16 protein-coding genes are annotated in these 15005 nt (G+C 45.3%); 10 read left to right on the forward strand and 6 right to left on the reverse strand.

The features are described 5' to 3' along the window. The first annotated feature begins 122 nt into the window (after positions 1-122). From ureA to ACTXGH_RS01345, 8 genes are all read left to right on the forward strand, one after another. Complete coding sequence (gene ureA / locus ACTXGH_RS01310; protein ID WP_058369263.1) at positions 123-425, forward strand: urease subunit gamma; 303 nt, start codon at positions 123-125, stop codon at positions 423-425. Between the two features lie 11 nt (positions 426-436). Then, positions 437-790: an urease subunit beta gene (locus ACTXGH_RS01315; RefSeq protein ID WP_439261750.1), complete on the forward strand. Its 354-nt coding sequence runs from the start codon at positions 437-439 to the stop codon at positions 788-790. Then, on the forward strand, positions 787-2490 hold the full coding sequence (gene ureC / locus ACTXGH_RS01320; protein WP_439295679.1) for an urease subunit alpha: 1704 nt from the start codon (positions 787-789) through the stop codon (positions 2488-2490). The genes ACTXGH_RS01315 and ureC overlap by 4 nt, the downstream gene beginning before the upstream one ends. 21 nt (positions 2491-2511) lie before the next feature. Beyond that, positions 2512-3090, forward strand: coding sequence for an urease accessory protein UreE (gene ureE, locus ACTXGH_RS01325; protein WP_439295678.1), 579 nt, complete (start codon positions 2512-2514; stop codon positions 3088-3090). Further along, positions 3065-3787: an urease accessory protein UreF gene (locus ACTXGH_RS01330; protein WP_439261747.1), complete on the forward strand. Its 723-nt coding sequence runs from the start codon at positions 3065-3067 to the stop codon at positions 3785-3787. Before ureE ends, ACTXGH_RS01330 begins: the two co-directional genes overlap by 26 nt. A 97-nt stretch (positions 3788-3884) precedes the next feature. After that, on the forward strand, positions 3885-4523 hold the full coding sequence (gene ureG, locus ACTXGH_RS01335; protein ID WP_058369267.1) for an urease accessory protein UreG: 639 nt from the start codon (positions 3885-3887) through the stop codon (positions 4521-4523). A 137-nt stretch (positions 4524-4660) separates the two neighbouring features. After that, positions 4661-5260 (forward strand): HupE/UreJ family protein, encoded by a 600-nt coding sequence (locus ACTXGH_RS01340; protein ID WP_439261746.1) that lies wholly within the window; start codon positions 4661-4663, stop codon positions 5258-5260. A gap of 206 nt (positions 5261-5466) precedes the next feature. Then, positions 5467-6753: a RidA family protein gene (locus ACTXGH_RS01345; protein WP_439295677.1), complete on the forward strand. Its 1287-nt coding sequence runs from the start codon at positions 5467-5469 to the stop codon at positions 6751-6753. A 174-nt stretch (positions 6754-6927) separates the two neighbouring features. Here ACTXGH_RS01345 and ACTXGH_RS01350 read toward each other — a convergent pair whose 3' ends face one another. From ACTXGH_RS01350 to pstS, 6 genes are all read right to left on the reverse strand, one after another. Beyond that, complete coding sequence (locus tag ACTXGH_RS01350) at positions 6928-7305, reverse strand: MliC family protein (protein ID WP_439261744.1); 378 nt, start codon at positions 7303-7305, stop codon at positions 6928-6930. Between the two features lie 74 nt (positions 7306-7379). After that, complete coding sequence (gene phoU / locus ACTXGH_RS01355; RefSeq protein WP_439261743.1) at positions 7380-8165, reverse strand: phosphate signaling complex protein PhoU; 786 nt, start codon at positions 8163-8165, stop codon at positions 7380-7382. 241 nt (positions 8166-8406) lie between these two features. Continuing rightward, positions 8407-9327, reverse strand: a complete 921-nt coding sequence (pstB, locus tag ACTXGH_RS01360; protein WP_439261742.1) for a phosphate ABC transporter ATP-binding protein PstB — start codon at positions 9325-9327, stop codon at positions 8407-8409. Positions 9328-9530: 203 nt separating this feature from the next. After that, positions 9531-10433: a phosphate ABC transporter permease PstA gene (gene pstA / locus ACTXGH_RS01365; RefSeq protein ID WP_439261741.1), complete on the reverse strand. Its 903-nt coding sequence runs from the start codon at positions 10431-10433 to the stop codon at positions 9531-9533. Positions 10434-10497: 64 nt separating this feature from the next. Then, complete coding sequence (gene pstC / locus ACTXGH_RS01370; protein ID WP_439295676.1) at positions 10498-11451, reverse strand: phosphate ABC transporter permease subunit PstC; 954 nt, start codon at positions 11449-11451, stop codon at positions 10498-10500. A gap of 207 nt (positions 11452-11658) precedes the next feature. Continuing rightward, on the reverse strand, positions 11659-12822 hold the full coding sequence (gene pstS / locus ACTXGH_RS01375; protein WP_439295675.1) for a phosphate ABC transporter substrate-binding protein PstS: 1164 nt from the start codon (positions 12820-12822) through the stop codon (positions 11659-11661). A gap of 521 nt (positions 12823-13343) precedes the next feature. Here pstS and ACTXGH_RS01380 point away from each other — a divergent pair. Together ACTXGH_RS01380 and ACTXGH_RS01385 are read left to right on the forward strand one after the other, a co-directional pair. Continuing rightward, positions 13344-14015 (forward strand): 2Fe-2S iron-sulfur cluster-binding protein, encoded by a 672-nt coding sequence (locus ACTXGH_RS01380; protein WP_439261738.1) that lies wholly within the window; start codon positions 13344-13346, stop codon positions 14013-14015. Then, the gene (locus ACTXGH_RS01385; RefSeq protein ID WP_439295674.1) at positions 14012-15004 is read left to right on the forward strand and encodes an FAD binding domain-containing protein; all 993 of its coding nucleotides are present in this window, start codon (positions 14012-14014) and stop codon (positions 15002-15004) included. Before ACTXGH_RS01380 ends, ACTXGH_RS01385 begins: the two co-directional genes overlap by 4 nt. Position 15005 lies beyond the last annotated feature (1 nt).

A 15005-nucleotide genomic window follows, 5' to 3' on the forward strand; every position in this document is an offset into this window, starting at 1 on the left:
GCTTGGGGGCTGCCAAACGCTTTTATCTGTCTATTTATTAATAATTAATAACATAAGCCTTCTAATGACATAGGCTTTCCAAAAAACAATAACGATAACCATAATATAAGAAGGAGTCAGCGATGGAATTAACGCCAAGAGACAAAGATAAATTGCTATTGTTTACTGCAGGGCTACTTGCTGAGCGCCGCAAAGCTAAAGGCCTCAAACTGAATTATCCTGAAGCAATAGCGCTGATCAGTTGCGCCATTATGGAAGGTGCGCGTGAAGGCCGTACTGTGGCGGAAATGATGAGTGCCGGGCGCGAAATCCTTACTCGAGATGACGTTATGGATGGCATCGCTGAGATGATCGAAAGCCTGCAAGTTGAGGCAACTTTTCCCGACGGCACAAAGCTTGTGACCGTTCATAACCCTATTGTCTGAGGAGACTTGCTATGATTCCTGGTGAATATCAGCTAAAGAGCGATGACATTGAGTTATGTGTCGATCGTGAACCTATCACTATCAACGTCGCAAACACGGGTGACCGTCCTATCCAAGTCGGCTCTCACTATCACTTTGCCGAGACCAACGCAGCTCTAGATTTCGACCGTAAAAAAGCGTATGGACACCGCTTGGCAATTGCGGCAGGTATGGCGATACGTTTTGAGCCGGGTCAACACCGTGATGTACCCTTAATTCCTTTTTCAGGCTTACGCCATATTTATGGTTTCCGTGGTGAGGTAATGGGTCCCTTAGATCAGGATCAGGGTCAGAACCAAAACTCAGACTCAGGAGCGAACTTATGAAAATTACTCGCCAAGCTTATGCAGATATGTATGGTCCAACGACTGGCGATAGAATTCGTTTAGGCGATACTGAGCTGTGGATTGAGATCGAAAAAGACTACACGCATTATGGTGAAGAGGTTATGTTCGGTGGTGGCAAAGTGATTCGTGATGGTATGGGGCAAAGTCAGCGCTGCGACGATGCCGTGATGGATACCGTCATTACCAATGCTATCATTATCGACTGGTGGGGTATCGTGAAAGCCGATGTGGGTCTAAAAAATGGCCACATCGCTGCTATAGGAAAAGCCGGCAACCCTGATACCCAACCTGATGTCGATATCGTCATTGGCCCTGGTACCGAAATTATAGCCGGTGAAGGTCAGATTTTGACGGCAGGTGCTGTCGATACTCATGTGCATTATATTTGTCCGCAGCAGGTGGACGAAGCATTAATGAGTGGCCTAACGACTATGATTGGCGGCGGTACGGGACCAGCGACTGGCTCAATCGCGACCACTCATACCCCAGGTCCCTGGCATCTAGGCAAAATGATGCAAGCCGTGGATGACCTGCCCATTAATATTGGTTTTCTTGGTAAAGGTAGTGCTAGCACGCCAGAAGCGCTGGTGCAACAAGTAGAAGCGGGCGCAATGAGTCTAAAAATCCATGAAGATTGGGGCGCGACGCCAGCCTCTATTAGCAATGCCTTAGATGTGGCCGATCGCTATGATATACAGATTGCTATTCATGCCGATAGCTTAAATGAGTCAGGCTTTGTAGAAGATACAGTAGCGGCGTTTAAAGATCGCTGTATTCATACCTACCATTCTGAAGGTGCTGGTGGTGGTCATGCGCCCGATATTATCGTCGCTTGTAGCCTGCCCAACGTCTTACCATCATCTACCAATCCGACACGCCCTTATACGATTAATACCGTTGATGAGCATCTCGATATGTTGATGGAGTGCCATAATCTAGACCCAAGTATCCCAGAGGACGTCGCCTTTGCCGATTCGCGTATCCGCCGCGAGACTATTGCTGCCGAAGACATCCTCCATGATATGGGGGTGATTTCGATGATTTCATCTGACTCACAAGCGATGGGCCGTATTGGCGAAGTAGTGTGCCGCACTTGGCAAACTGCGCACAAAATGCGCCTACAACGTGGTCTGTTACCAGAAGATGAGGAACGCGGGACGGATAACTTCCGTGTGAAGCGCTACATTGCTAAATACACTATAAATCCAGCCATCACTCATGGCGTTGGTCATGAAGTTGGTTCTATCGAAGTGGATAAGCTGGCAGATTTGGTATTGTGGAAGCCGGGCTTTTTTGGCGTTAAGCCATCAATTATCCTCAAAGGCGGCATGATAGCGGGCGCTGCAATGGGTGATCCCAATGCGGCTATTTCTACGCCGCAACCAGTGCATTATCGCCGTATGTTTGGTGCACTTGGTCGTGCTGCCGCTGCCACTCGAATCACTTTTGTCAGTCAAGCGGCAATGAATACAGGCCTAGAAGAAAAGCTTGGTCTAAAGAGCAGGCTGGTTGCGTGTAAAAACGTCCGTCAAATGCGTAAGAGCGATATGAAGCTCAATGACGCCTGCCCAGAGCTGACAGTAGATCCACAAACTTATGAAGTTCGCGCAGATGGCGTGTTATTAACTTGTGAGCCACTGTCTGAATTACCATTAGCCCAACGTTATCATTTGTTTTAAAGCGCTTGTAAGGATATCAATATGCTTGAATTAATAAAAAGAATCGACGGCAACACTCAGGCCGATGTAAACGACACCCTGACGCTACCTTATGAGCTACGCATACGTGGCCGCTTAAAAGCGGTGACTGATAGCGGCCTCGATGTTGGTTTGTTCCTTGATCGAGGTCCGGTACTGCGTCATGGTGATTTACTACAAGCGAGCAGTGGCGAGATCGTCCAAGTGTTTGCCGCTGATGAACCAGTTACTACCGCTTATGTTGAGAGCGGTTTGGCATTGGGACGACTTGGCTATCACTTAGGTAATCGTCATGTATCGCTCGCCCTTGGTAGCGACGAAGATGGACGTTATTGGGTGCGGTTCCCACCAGATCATGTGTTAGAAGAATTGGCAGTTCTGCTGGGAGCTACCTTGAGCCATCACCAGGCGCCATTTGATCCAGAGTCTGGTGCTTATGCGCAAGCTGGCCGTGAACATTCTCATGCCCATGAACATGCACACGCCCATTCTCATTCACACGAACACACGGATGACCACTCTCACGAACACCATCATGCCCATGGACATTCCCATAATGACGACCATAACCATGCACACTGATGTACAGCCAGAAGCAACCAGCGATCTGGCGCTGCTGGGACTGATGCAACTGATTAGCCCTGCATTGCCAATCGGTGCATTCGCTTGGTCGCAGGGCCTAGAGAGTGCATTTGAGCTTGGCTGGGTATGTAATGAGACTGAGCTTGGCGAGTGGTTAGAGGGCGTACTTGACGATGGCTTGTCTCGCTGCGAATTACCAGTACTGGCACGCTTGCAAACCTGCTGGGAGAATGGTGACAGTGAAGGTCTGGCCTTTTGGAATGACTGGATACATGCCAACCGTGAGACCGCTGAGCTGAGCGACGAAGACATACGTTTGGGACAAGCACTGATGCGCTTGCTCAACAGTTTAGAGTTGCAGCCGCAGACAGCCTTAGGTCATGCGAAGTTACCAGAAGATCCCGGTTACGTGACCGTTTTTGCTTGGACTGCCCATCAGCGACAAGTACCGATACGCCAGAGTTTACTCGGCTTTGCTTGGGGCTGGCTGGAAAACCAACTGGCGGTTGCCTGTAAAGCGATGCCATTAGGTCATACTGCCGCACAGCGTTTAAACGAGCAACTACGCCCGCAACTGGTCGCTGCCGTTGATACCGCGCTGGCTTTAACCGATGAGCAGTTAGGTCCGATTTTACCGGGCTTAGCGCTCGGTAGTGCCCAGCACGAAACCCAATATTCAAGATTATTTAGAAGCTAATCGTTTTTTATTTACGATCGCTTTAATGCTATAACCTCTTCGATTTTATAACCGCTTTGACTCATACATTTTGACTAATATATAAGGAAAAATAGCCATGAAACATTGTTTAAGAGTAGGTGTCGGTGGACCAGTTGGTTCTGGCAAAACGGCCTTATTACGCCAGTTATGTAGCGCCTTAAAAGATCACTACGACATTGCCGTGGTTACCAACGATATCTACACCCGTGAAGATGCTGACTTTTTACTTAAGCACGACGCCTTGCCTGCTGATCGTATTCTTGGTGTGGAAACAGGCGGCTGTCCGCATACGGCCATCCGCGAAGACGCTTCTATGAATCTGGCCGCAATCGATGATTTGCAAACGCGTCATCCTAATCTAGAGCTAGTGTTAGTAGAGTCTGGCGGCGATAACTTAGCCGCGACCTTTAGCCCAGAGCTTTCTGATTTAACTCTATACGTCATCGATGTCGCTGCTGGTGACAAAATCCCTCGTAAAGGCGGCCCCGGTATTACCAAATCAGATTTGCTAATTATCAATAAAATTGATATCGCTGAATATGTACACGCCTCCCTAGATGTGATGGAACGTGACTCGAAAAAAATGCGCGGCGAGCGTCCATTTATATTCACCAACTTGTATGACGGTGTAGGCGTAGAAGAAATCATTAGCTTTATTTTAAAGCAGGGCATGTTACCTGAGCGTCGTCCTGGAAAGCTAAGCGCTGATGCTTAAGAATAAGTGCTTAATTATTAATACTTAACTGCCAGTGCTTAACTATCAGTGCTTAAACGCCTTTATAGTACAAGCAAGATATAAAAAGTAGTTATATACCAGTTAACAATAAACAAAAAGAACAGAGGGAGAATACCATGAATAAAATGACTAAGTTGCCAGTGGCGAAACTATTAATGACCATCGGGCTGATGCTGACGGCCACTTTAGCCGTTGCCCATCCTGGCCATGGCGAGCATGTGAGCAATGGTTTTCTTAGTGGTTTATTGCATCCATTAATGGGTCTTGACCACTTATTGGCCATGGGTGCGATTGGTTTTTGGAGTATTCGCCAAAACACTACGATGAAACGTGGCACGCCTTTATTTGTCGTCGGTGGCATGATAGCGGGCGCAGGCCTCGCATGGGCTGGTGTTAGTTTGGCTGGGATAGAGACAGGCATTGCCATGTCAGTCTTGCTAGTCGGTGTACTAATCGCGACGCTTGCAAAACTGCCGACTGCTGTTGGTGGCACTTTGGTTGCGCTGTTTATGGTCGCCCACGGTTATGCTCACGGAACTGAGATGACCCAAGGTTCAAGCTTACTGCTTTATATGGCTGGCTTCGTAGTCGCAACCTTAGCCATTACCTTTGTCGGTCGCGGTCTCGGCACCATGATGCTCAAAGCCGATAACCGTATTACTCGTGCATTAGGCGGCGTGGTTGCTATCATTGGTGGGGTATTGGCTGCTGGCTAATCGCTACTAGCTGATCTTCACTAGCTAGTCTCTACTAGTGCTGCAACCCAGTTATCATGATAAATCTAAAAAGCCGCACAGATTTCTTGCGGCTTTTTGAGTTTAATTTTCTCGTCTTGTTCCATAGCTAGCTTTTTATAGAAAACGATAAAACTGTATCAAACTGAGATTTATATAAAAACACATATCAAATAGGGAATACCGATATGAATGACACTACTAATCACGCTATTAATGACACTATCATAAAAGTATCAAGAAACACGGACATTGCTCCGCAAAATTTACTGTCTACGCAAACTGTTGCTTTTTCGCATTACAACTATATCTCAGCGCAATTACCTGTCAATATTACTACCGGTGATTTGGTTGCGAACGATATAAAAGTCCAAGCCGCGCAGTGCTTAAAAAATATCAAAACCATTGTAGCAAGCATCGATCATGACATGAATGATGTGATCAAAATTAATATATTTTTAAAAAACATCGAAGACATTAAATACATCGATACGATTTACCCCGCATTTTTTCAAGGCTATCTGCCGACACGGACGGTCATAGCAGTAGCAGCACTACCCATGGATGATGCTTTGGTACAAATGGACGCTGTTATCTCAAACGGTGAAGGTACGTATCCGCAAGCACCCGTTGAGCTGGTAAAAGTACCAAAAAACAATGAACAAGTACCAAAAGATTCAGTATCGCCGCATACGATCGCTTTTTCCCATTACAATAATATCTCAGCGCAACTGCCTGTCGATATTGAAACTGGTAAGCTGGTCGCTGGTGGTGTCAAAGAGCAGACGCAGCAATGCCTACAAAACATTGAAGCGATTTTAGAAAGTATCGACGTTCCTCTTCAAGAAATTGTCAAAGTAAATATCTTTTTAAAGAGTCTTGCCGATGTGGACGTGGTAAATGACGTTTATAAAGAATTCTTTCCAGAGTCAACCAGTGATGGAAGCGCGGCCTATTTACCGGCACTGACGATGGTGATAGCGTCAGATTTACAGCTAGATGCTTTGGTACAGATTGATGCTATCGTGTCTCATGGAAATGGCACACCGCCACAAGCCACTGAAGATAAACATAGCATCACTATTAAGGCTAACAATACCGATAAAGCGCCGAAGAACCCGTTATCGACACAAACGGTGGCGTTCTCTCATTACAACCATCTCTCAGGTCAATTACCTATAAATCCTGAAACAGGCAAACTAATCGATGGTGATATAAAAGCGCAGACCAAACAGTGCTTAGAAAATATCAAAGCCATTGTAGAAAGTATCGATCATGTTATGGACGATGTGGTAAAAATGACCATCCAACTTACAGACATCACGGATATCGATGCGGTAAATGATATTTATAAGACCTTCTTCAATAACGACTTGCCAGCCAGAACAGTGATTGGTGTTGCCGCTATTCCTATGGATGCTTTGATACAGATTGACACTGTCATATCTAATGCCGAAGGTACGCCACCAGCTTGAGAATAGTAATTGTTGATAACAGGACTTTTTAAGAAAAAAGTGCCAGTCATTTCAACGACGGGCACTTTTTTTAGATCTTCCTAGTAATATGAAGAGGGTTTATTTAGAAAAAATGTTATTTAAAAAGGCGAGCTGTTTGAAAAGAGAACGGTTTAAAAAATAATATGATGGCTTTTATAGTCGGCAAGTAACGCTGTATTTACGATCGTTTACTGAGCGGATACTCAGGACGCCAACATTGGCTTTAGTCTGCCATTCGTAGCTGGCTTTAGAGCTTGACTCCTTAACATAACGAGCACCAGAACCTGATACTGCTCGTTTAAGATTAACTCTTTTATTGCGTAAGCCAAGCTTAGGAAGGGTCAAGCTTAAGTTAGCGAATTTGCCATTCGCTGAATAAATAGCAGTCACCTTACTATTATCTTCACAGCTAAAAGCATAAGATTTTTGTATTTGAGGCTTATGCCCACTATGGCCATTATTTATTGGTGCATTAGTCGCACATGCTGCTAATAATAAAATAGTAGGGGTTACAACCAGTAATTTTTTCATGATATTTCTCGATAGCACTACGGGCTGATAAGGGTAGCAATGCGAGACGTATCTTACAATAAGTTGTGTCTATTTTATTGGCTTCTATTATCATTTGTTGTGCCGATATCTGCCACTGGCACGTCGTTAGTTCGGCGCGCCGCCATCCGATCATTGGCTTCTTGCACCGCTTTTTCGACCAGCGCATAGTCCGAATGGCGTACATCTTGTCCGCTGATATAGTTGATAACCAGCTCAGCGATGTTTTGCGCATGATCACCAATACGCTCAAGCGCGCGCAACACCCACACGATATTGATGACCTTGGAGACGTGGCGCGCGTCCTCCATGATATAAGTCATCAAGGCACGAATCGCTGACTGATATTCCTCATTGACCACATCATCATTGCGCATCACTTCAAATGCCTGCTCAGCATTCGACTGACTAAAGGCTTCTAGCGCATTATGTAGCATGATACGAACCTGATTGCTGAGATGTTGAACCTCAGCGTAACCGTATGATGATTTGCCTTGTGCTGCAAGTTTATTGGCCATTTTGGCGATTTTGACCGCTTCATCGCCGATGCGCTCCAGATCTACCACGCCTTTACTGATGGACATTACCAAGCGCAAATCACTGGCCGCTGGCTGACGCTTGGCGACCAATAACAAGATATGCTCATCAAGCTCGACCTCCTGCCGATTGATTTCAAAATCCATCTCGATGACTTCTTGCGCCAGTGTGTCATCCTTGTCGATAAGGGCGTGAATGGCTTTGGCAACTTGGCTAGCTGCATGGTCGCCCATCACTAAAAACAGACGAATCGCCTCATCCAAATCTTGATCAAAACTTTTGGAGATGTGCTTGTCACTTTGCATAAGAGGTATTTCCTAAATATCTGTATTTTAGTGTAGTCAGTTCAACCTAAAAGAAGGGCACTGTTAATGGCGTGCTGCTGGGATAAATTTTCCTCGCTTGCTGTGCGCAGGCCAGACAGATGCTTCGCAAAATTCACCCCAGCAGTACATATATCTTTTTAAAATGAAACGACTATAACGAGATATGTTTTTTAATTTGTGTAAATAGCTTTAGTCTGCTGTACTTTTAATTTGCACAGCGTTAACCATAACGACCAGTAATGTAGTCTTCCGTCGCTTTTTGCGTAGGCGTGGTAAATACTTGGTCCGTCTCGCCCATCTCAATCATATCGCCCAAATACATATAGACTGTATAGTCTGACACTCGCGCAGCCTGTTGCATGTTATGAGTAACGATGGCAATGGTGTAGTCGTTTTTTAGGTCTTCAATCAAATCCTCAATGGCGCCTGTCGAGAGTGGGTCAAGTGCAGAGGTTGGCTCATCAAGTAACAGCACTTCAGGCTTGGTAGCGACACTACGAGCGATACACAGTCGTTGCTGCTGTCCGCCTGATAAAGACAAGCCTGAAGCTTTGAGCTTGTCTTTTACTTCTGGCCATAATGCCGATTTTTTTAGTGCCCATTCCACGCGATTATCGAGCTCAGCTTTGCTTAATTTTTCATAGAGACGCACACCAAAGGCGACATTGTCATAGATGGACATCGGGAACGGGGTTGGCTTTTGAAACACCATGCCCACTTGCGCGCGTAGTAGGTTGACATCGACGTCTTTACCTAAGATGTTTTTGCCATCAAGATTGATATTGCCTTCTGCACGCATGCCGGGATATAAGTCATACATACGATTAAAAGTACGTAGCAGAGTCGATTTTCCGCAACCTGACGGGCCGATAAAGGCAGTGACCTTTTTATCAGGAATGTCGATATTGATGTTTTTTAGTGCCTGAAAATCACCATAATAAAAGCTTAAATCACGAATCTGCATTTTTGCTGCAGGCATGTTTTTGGGAATATCATGCAGTGTTTGCTTAGTTAGGTTTGCCGCATCTGGCTGCTGCATTTGCGCTGCCGTCGACATTGGCCTATTTAGTAGATTGCCTGTCGGCGTCTTGAAGTTATTCGTATTAGTTGTTGTACGGACTTTGCTTATGACGTCATTCATAATGTTATCCAACCTAGCTTAATGAATATAAATTTAAGTAAATGGTGTAGTTGATCTACTTTAAAAACGACCCAGTGTTGTTGGAATATATTTCGCGCGGCCTCTGTCGGCGTAGGCACAGCACGCAAGTGAAATTTATTCCAGCAACACATGTCAAAAACGCATCATTTTTATTTAGTAACTGCTTTTATTTGGTTTGTCTGCTATTTGCTGGAGCTGCGACCACCGATGAATCTTGCCAAGACATTTAGGACCAATACCGAAGCGGTAATGAGCAGTGCAGCGGCCCATGCAAGTGCATGCCAATTGTCATAAGGGCTCATCGCAAACTGATAAATGGTATTAGGCAAGTTAGCAATTGGCTGACTCATATCGGTACTAAAGTATTGGTTGTTTAATGCCGTAAATAGTAATGGCGCTGTCTCACCCGTGATTCTGGCAAAGGCCAACAGCACACCAGTGGTCAGCCCTGCTCGAGCCGCTTTAATAGTGACTTGCGTTACCATTTTCCATTTAGGCGTACCCAGTGCATAGGCCGCTTCACGAATACTGTTGGGCACTAAGTTAAGCATGTTCTCAGTCGTACGCACGACAACAGGAATGACAATGAGTGCCAATGCCAGTGCGCCGGCCCAACCAGAAAAGCTTTGGCCTTTTACCATCAACGCATAAATAAAGAGACCAATGACAATCGAAGGTGCAGAGAGCAAAATATCGTTTAAGAAGCGCGTCACCTTGCCAAGCATGCTGCCATGAGAGAACTCAGACAAATAAATCCCTGTCATCAAGCCAATAGGCGCGCCGATAAACAATCCCGAAAATGCCAACATCACGGAACCGACAATGGCGTTACGTAAACCACCTGCGCTCATTGGCGGCGGAGTGTCGGCGGTAAAGATAGGCATTTGCACCATGCCTTGAAAGCCTTCTACAAAAAGCGTTACCAATATCCAAAACAGCCAAATCAAGCCAAAAACCATCGCTGACATGGCAAAACCCAAACCGAGCTTGTTGGCCCAGCGCCGCTTGTTATAAAGGCGCTTGTTATAACGATCTTCAAAGCTTGTCTTAACAGGTAACGCTGAATTCATAGCATTAGTAGGCATAACACTCATTTCCCATATTCTTATCAGTACCAATAACCATTAAAATCTATCAAAAATCCAGCTACTATCGATTACCTGCTTTATGATCCATGCGCATCAGCATGAGCTTAGCCAAAGACAGCACAATGAAAGTGATGACAAATAGAATTAAGCCTAAATGTAATAACGACGCCAGATGTAGCTCACTAGAGGCTTCGGCGAATTCATTGGCAAGGGCAGAGGTAATGGTGACCCCAGAAGTAAATAGACTTGGACTGATATTAAAGGCGTTGCCGATGAGGAAGGTCACGGCCATCGTTTCACCCAATGCACGACCCAATCCCAAAATGACACCGCCTACGACGCCCGCTTTGGTATAGGGCAAGATAATCTTAAACATAACTTCCCAAGTCGTCGCACCCATGCCGTAAGCCGATTCTTTTAATAAATCCGGCACCACGGAAAAGACATCACGCATGGTGGCCGCGATAAAAGGAATAATCATAATGGCAAGTACCAGTGAAGCGGTAAACATACCGAGTCCCATTGGTGCACCCACAAATAGCTTACCGATGATAGGCAGTGGACCGACGTGTTCGATAAACCACGGCTGAATGTGATCGCCAAAAAATGGCGCAAATACAAACAATCCCCACATACCGTAAATGATAGAGGGAATACCTGCCAGTAGTTCAATGGCGATACCAAGTGGCTTTTTTAAGAAATTCGGGCACATCTCGGTCAGAAATATCGCAATACCAAAGCTGACTGGCACGGCGATTAAAATCGCGATAAACGAAGTGACAAGCGTGCCATAAATAGGCGCTAGCGCACCGTACTCATTGGCAACCGTATCCCAGTTATTACTGGTATAAAAGCCGAGACCAAATGCTTGAATACTTGGCCAAGCCCCGATGATTAATGAGACCAAAATGCCGCCCAAGGATAAGAGAACGAGGATGGCAAAAGCCTTAGTTGCATTAACGAATAGCGCGTCGTAACGTTTTTGTTTAGCCAGTTGGGACCTTAGGTCATTCATAAGTGTCTCAGCATCAAATAGGGTTAAATCAAAAGATTCAAAAGATTAATCAGGTCTTATCACAGCAAACTAAATTTTAATCAGTAGCGCTACTAACGGTAATTAATAACGCTACTTTTAAATTTGTTGTGATAAAACCTTTCAAACAACTACCGGAGAATAGCTGTTTGAAAGGGTGACTCGAGAATCATTACTGGTTTTTAAATACTATTGAGCTGGTTTGTAGACGGGTTGACCATCGCTGCCTTTGACTTCATTCCACTGCGCTTTAAAGAGCGCAACAGCGGTATCAGAAAACGGCACATAATCAAGGGCTAAGGCATCTTCATCGCCTTGAGCGTAAGCCCAGTCGAAGAAGTTTAAGACGCCAGCCACTTGCTGCGGATTTTCTGGCTGCTTATGTACCAAGATAAAGGTCGCCGCTGCGATTGGCCATGCTTGCTCAGTCTCAGAGTTGGTGATGACTTTATAAAAGCCTGCTTGCTGTGACCAGTCGATATCACCTGCCGCTGCAAAGGTCTCAGCAGATGGCTGCACGAAGTTGCCAGCCGCATTTTTTAGTGCAGTATGTGACATGTTATTTTGCTTGGCGTAAGCGTACTCGACGTAGCCGATAGAATTTTTCATACGATTGACGTAACTTGAAACCCCTTCGTTACCTTTACCACCTGCACCAGTCGCAGAGGTCGGCCATTTGACGGTTTTATCGACACCAACGCTGTCTTTCCAGTCAGTTGAAACCTTGGCCAGATAATCGGTAAAGTTAAAGGTCGTACCTGAACCATCTGAGCGGAATACGGTGGTAATAGCAGCATCAGGCAGGGTTAAGTCTGGGTTTAGGTTAGTAATAGCAGGGTCGTTCCAGTTGCTAATCTTACCCAAGTAGATGTCCGCTAACGTTGCGCCGTCCAATTTCAGCTGACCTGGCTCTATGCCATTGATGTTGACAATCGGTACGACGCCACCGATGACGGTCGGAAACTGAATAAGTCCTGCTGCGTCCAACTCTTCAGGGGTCATCGGTGCATCGGAAGCGCCAAAGTCTACAGTTTTTGCTTCGATTTGTTTGATACCACCAGAGGAGCCAATTGATTGGTAGTTCACCTGACCGCCAGTCGCGGCATTATAGTCATAAGACCATTTGGCATAGATAGGTTGCGGGAACGAAGCGCCTGCACCGGTGATGTTCATGGCGATGTTTTCAGCAGATTTAAAATCAGTTGCTGTAGTAGACGCTGTATTAGTGGTGGTTTCAGCCGCTGTTACAGCGCTACTGCTATCAGTAGCCGACTCTGTAGTATCAGTCGATTTATTACAAGCGGTGAGTAATAAGGTACAACTAACGGCGACTGCTAATAACGAATAACGCATGTAAGACTCCTAAAGTTTGACAACAAAGCAAATTTGATAAAAAGCAAAAATAACTGTTTGGAAGATGTGTCGTAGTTTGCCAAGCTTTCATGACAGTTTGATGACAATGGGAAATTTATCTTATTAGCAGTGAAATTTTAGATTGGTCGTTATAAATTAATGACTATATAAAATGGTTATATAAGAGGTTGAATTAAACCAGTTGTAAGTTGGAGTTTTAATTCTGTATGCGCAAATGAGAAATAGGCAGATTTGCCTGAGCGTTAACACTTTTTGCCTATCTACTACAAAAAAACAATATCGTAAGTTTCGCTGAGCATATTAATGTATAGATTGTTTCGATTGTATTTTTCTATATTAATGATGACATTAGCGCATATTAAAGGCATAAAAACGGTCTGTAGTAGCGTCAAAGCTAAATGTCCAATACGTCTTAATATTAAATAATCAATACTAAATAACTAGATGGATGGATAAAAAATCATCCGCAAATTCTTATCATCTGCCAGCGAGAAGCCAGCATGTCTACTTTGACGTTAACGATTAATAAGCAGGATTATCAGCTTGATAATCTCGATCCGCGCACGACATTGCTCGATGTCTGCCGCCAACATTTACAAATCACTGGACCCAAAAAAGGCTGTGACCACGGTCAATGCGGTGCTTGTACGATGCTCATCAATGGTGAGCGTATTAATTCCTGTTTGACCTTAGCCGTGATGCACGACGGTGATGAAATCACGACAATCGAAGGCATTGGTATGCCCGAATCGTTATCAGCCTTGCAACAAGCATTTAAAGATCACGATGCTTTTCAGTGTGGGTATTGTACCCCGGGGCAAATTTGTTCAGCGACTGCCTTAATAGAAGAGGTCAAGCAAAATTGGCCAAGCTATGTGACGACAGATCTCAAAAACCCTAATGGGCTATTAGTCCAAGAGATCGCTGAGCGCATGAGTGGCAATATTTGTCGCTGTTCTGCTTATCCCAACATCGTTGATGCCATCTCACAAGTGCTTGAAAGCGAAGTGTCAGGTAAGCGGGCTTCTTCTAGTGAAAAGACGAATACAAGTTCGCTGCAAGACTCGGCCGTAACAGGTATTTGGTCACCGCCGCCCAGTCAGTCCCAACTTGGTAACCAATCAGTAAACCATAATAAAACTGCCAGTAGCACAGCAGGAGGCCGCTCATGAAACGCTTTGAATATATCCGTGCCCTCGAACCGCAGCAAGCGGTAATGTTTGCTACTCCTAAAGAGGCCTCATTTATCGCAGGCGGTACCAATTTGCTCGATCTGATGAAGTTTGAGATTGAAACGCCAACCAAACTGGTTGATGTGACACGCTTAGAGCTTGAACAGATTGAAGACACTGCTGATGGCGGTCTACGTATTGGGACTTTAGTGAGCAATAGTGATTTGGCCGCGCATCCTAGTGTGATTGCCAATTATCCAGTATTGTCTCGCGCCATATTAGCTGGTGCAACTGGTCAGCTGCGCAATAAAGCGACGACTGGCGGTAACTTCCTGCAGCGTACGCGCTGCTACTACTTTTATCATACCGATAGCCCTTGTAATAAGCGTGAACCGGGCACTGGCTGTCCTGCAATTGATGGTGAGAACCGCTCTTTGGCTATTTTGGGTACCAGCGAATCTTGTATTGCTCAGCACCCATCCGATATGGCGGTCGCTATGCGTCTGCTTGATGCAACGATTGAGACTGCCAAAACCGATGGCTCGACTCGGCAGATTCCGGTAAAAGACTTTTATTGTCTGCCAAAAGATACCCCCCATATCGAAAACGTTTTAGAGTCCGGTGAGCTTATTACGCATGTTGTGCTGCCAGCACCTATTAAAGGTATGCACACTTATGACAAAGTGCGTGACCGCGCCTCTTACGCTTTTGCGCTTGTATCCTGTGCAGCTGTGATAGACGCTGATGATAATGGTAATTTGGCGACAGTACGCTTAGCATTTGGCGGAATTGGTACTCAGCCATGGCGCAATGAGGACGTGGAAGATCTATTGACGGATACGCAGGGCGACGATGACACTATCAATCAGGCAGCAGATCTGTTGTTAAAAGATGCCAAAGGTAGCGGTCAAAACGATTTTAAAATACCACTAACACGCCGTTTGCTAAAACAAGTCATTAAGCGTGCACTAGCGGGCGAGGGAGCATAAT

Origin of the sequence: Psychrobacter sp. 1Y10, assembly GCF_052259005.1 — a bacterium.
GTDB classification, from domain to species: Bacteria; Pseudomonadota; Gammaproteobacteria; order Pseudomonadales; family Moraxellaceae; genus Psychrobacter; species Psychrobacter saeujeotis.

Coding starts and splice junctions, on each gene's coding strand:
- ureA (WP_058369263.1), top strand. CDS start 123: ATGGAATTAACGCCAAGAGACAAAGATAAATTGCTATTGTTTACTGCA.
- ACTXGH_RS01315 (WP_439261750.1), top strand. CDS start 437: ATGATTCCTGGTGAATATCAGCTAAAGAGCGATGACATTGAGTTATGT.
- ureC (WP_439295679.1), top strand. CDS start 787: ATGAAAATTACTCGCCAAGCTTATGCAGATATGTATGGTCCAACGACT.
- ureE (WP_439295678.1), top strand. CDS start 2,512: ATGCTTGAATTAATAAAAAGAATCGACGGCAACACTCAGGCCGATGTA.
- ACTXGH_RS01330 (WP_439261747.1), top strand. CDS start 3,065: ATGACGACCATAACCATGCACACTGATGTACAGCCAGAAGCAACCAGC.
- ureG (WP_058369267.1), top strand. CDS start 3,885: ATGAAACATTGTTTAAGAGTAGGTGTCGGTGGACCAGTTGGTTCTGGC.
- ACTXGH_RS01340 (WP_439261746.1), top strand. CDS start 4,661: ATGAATAAAATGACTAAGTTGCCAGTGGCGAAACTATTAATGACCATC.
- ACTXGH_RS01345 (WP_439295677.1), top strand. CDS start 5,467: ATGAATGACACTACTAATCACGCTATTAATGACACTATCATAAAAGTA.
- ACTXGH_RS01350 (WP_439261744.1), bottom strand. CDS start 7,305: ATGAAAAAATTACTGGTTGTAACCCCTACTATTTTATTATTAGCAGCA.
- phoU (WP_439261743.1), bottom strand. CDS start 8,165: ATGCAAAGTGACAAGCACATCTCCAAAAGTTTTGATCAAGATTTGGAT.
- pstB (WP_439261742.1), bottom strand. CDS start 9,327: ATGAATGACGTCATAAGCAAAGTCCGTACAACAACTAATACGAATAAC.
- pstA (WP_439261741.1), bottom strand. CDS start 10,433: ATGCCTACTAATGCTATGAATTCAGCGTTACCTGTTAAGACAAGCTTT.
- pstC (WP_439295676.1), bottom strand. CDS start 11,451: ATGAATGACCTAAGGTCCCAACTGGCTAAACAAAAACGTTACGACGCG.
- pstS (WP_439295675.1), bottom strand. CDS start 12,822: ATGCGTTATTCGTTATTAGCAGTCGCCGTTAGTTGTACCTTATTACTC.
- ACTXGH_RS01380 (WP_439261738.1), top strand. CDS start 13,344: ATGTCTACTTTGACGTTAACGATTAATAAGCAGGATTATCAGCTTGAT.
- ACTXGH_RS01385 (WP_439295674.1), top strand. CDS start 14,012: ATGAAACGCTTTGAATATATCCGTGCCCTCGAACCGCAGCAAGCGGTA.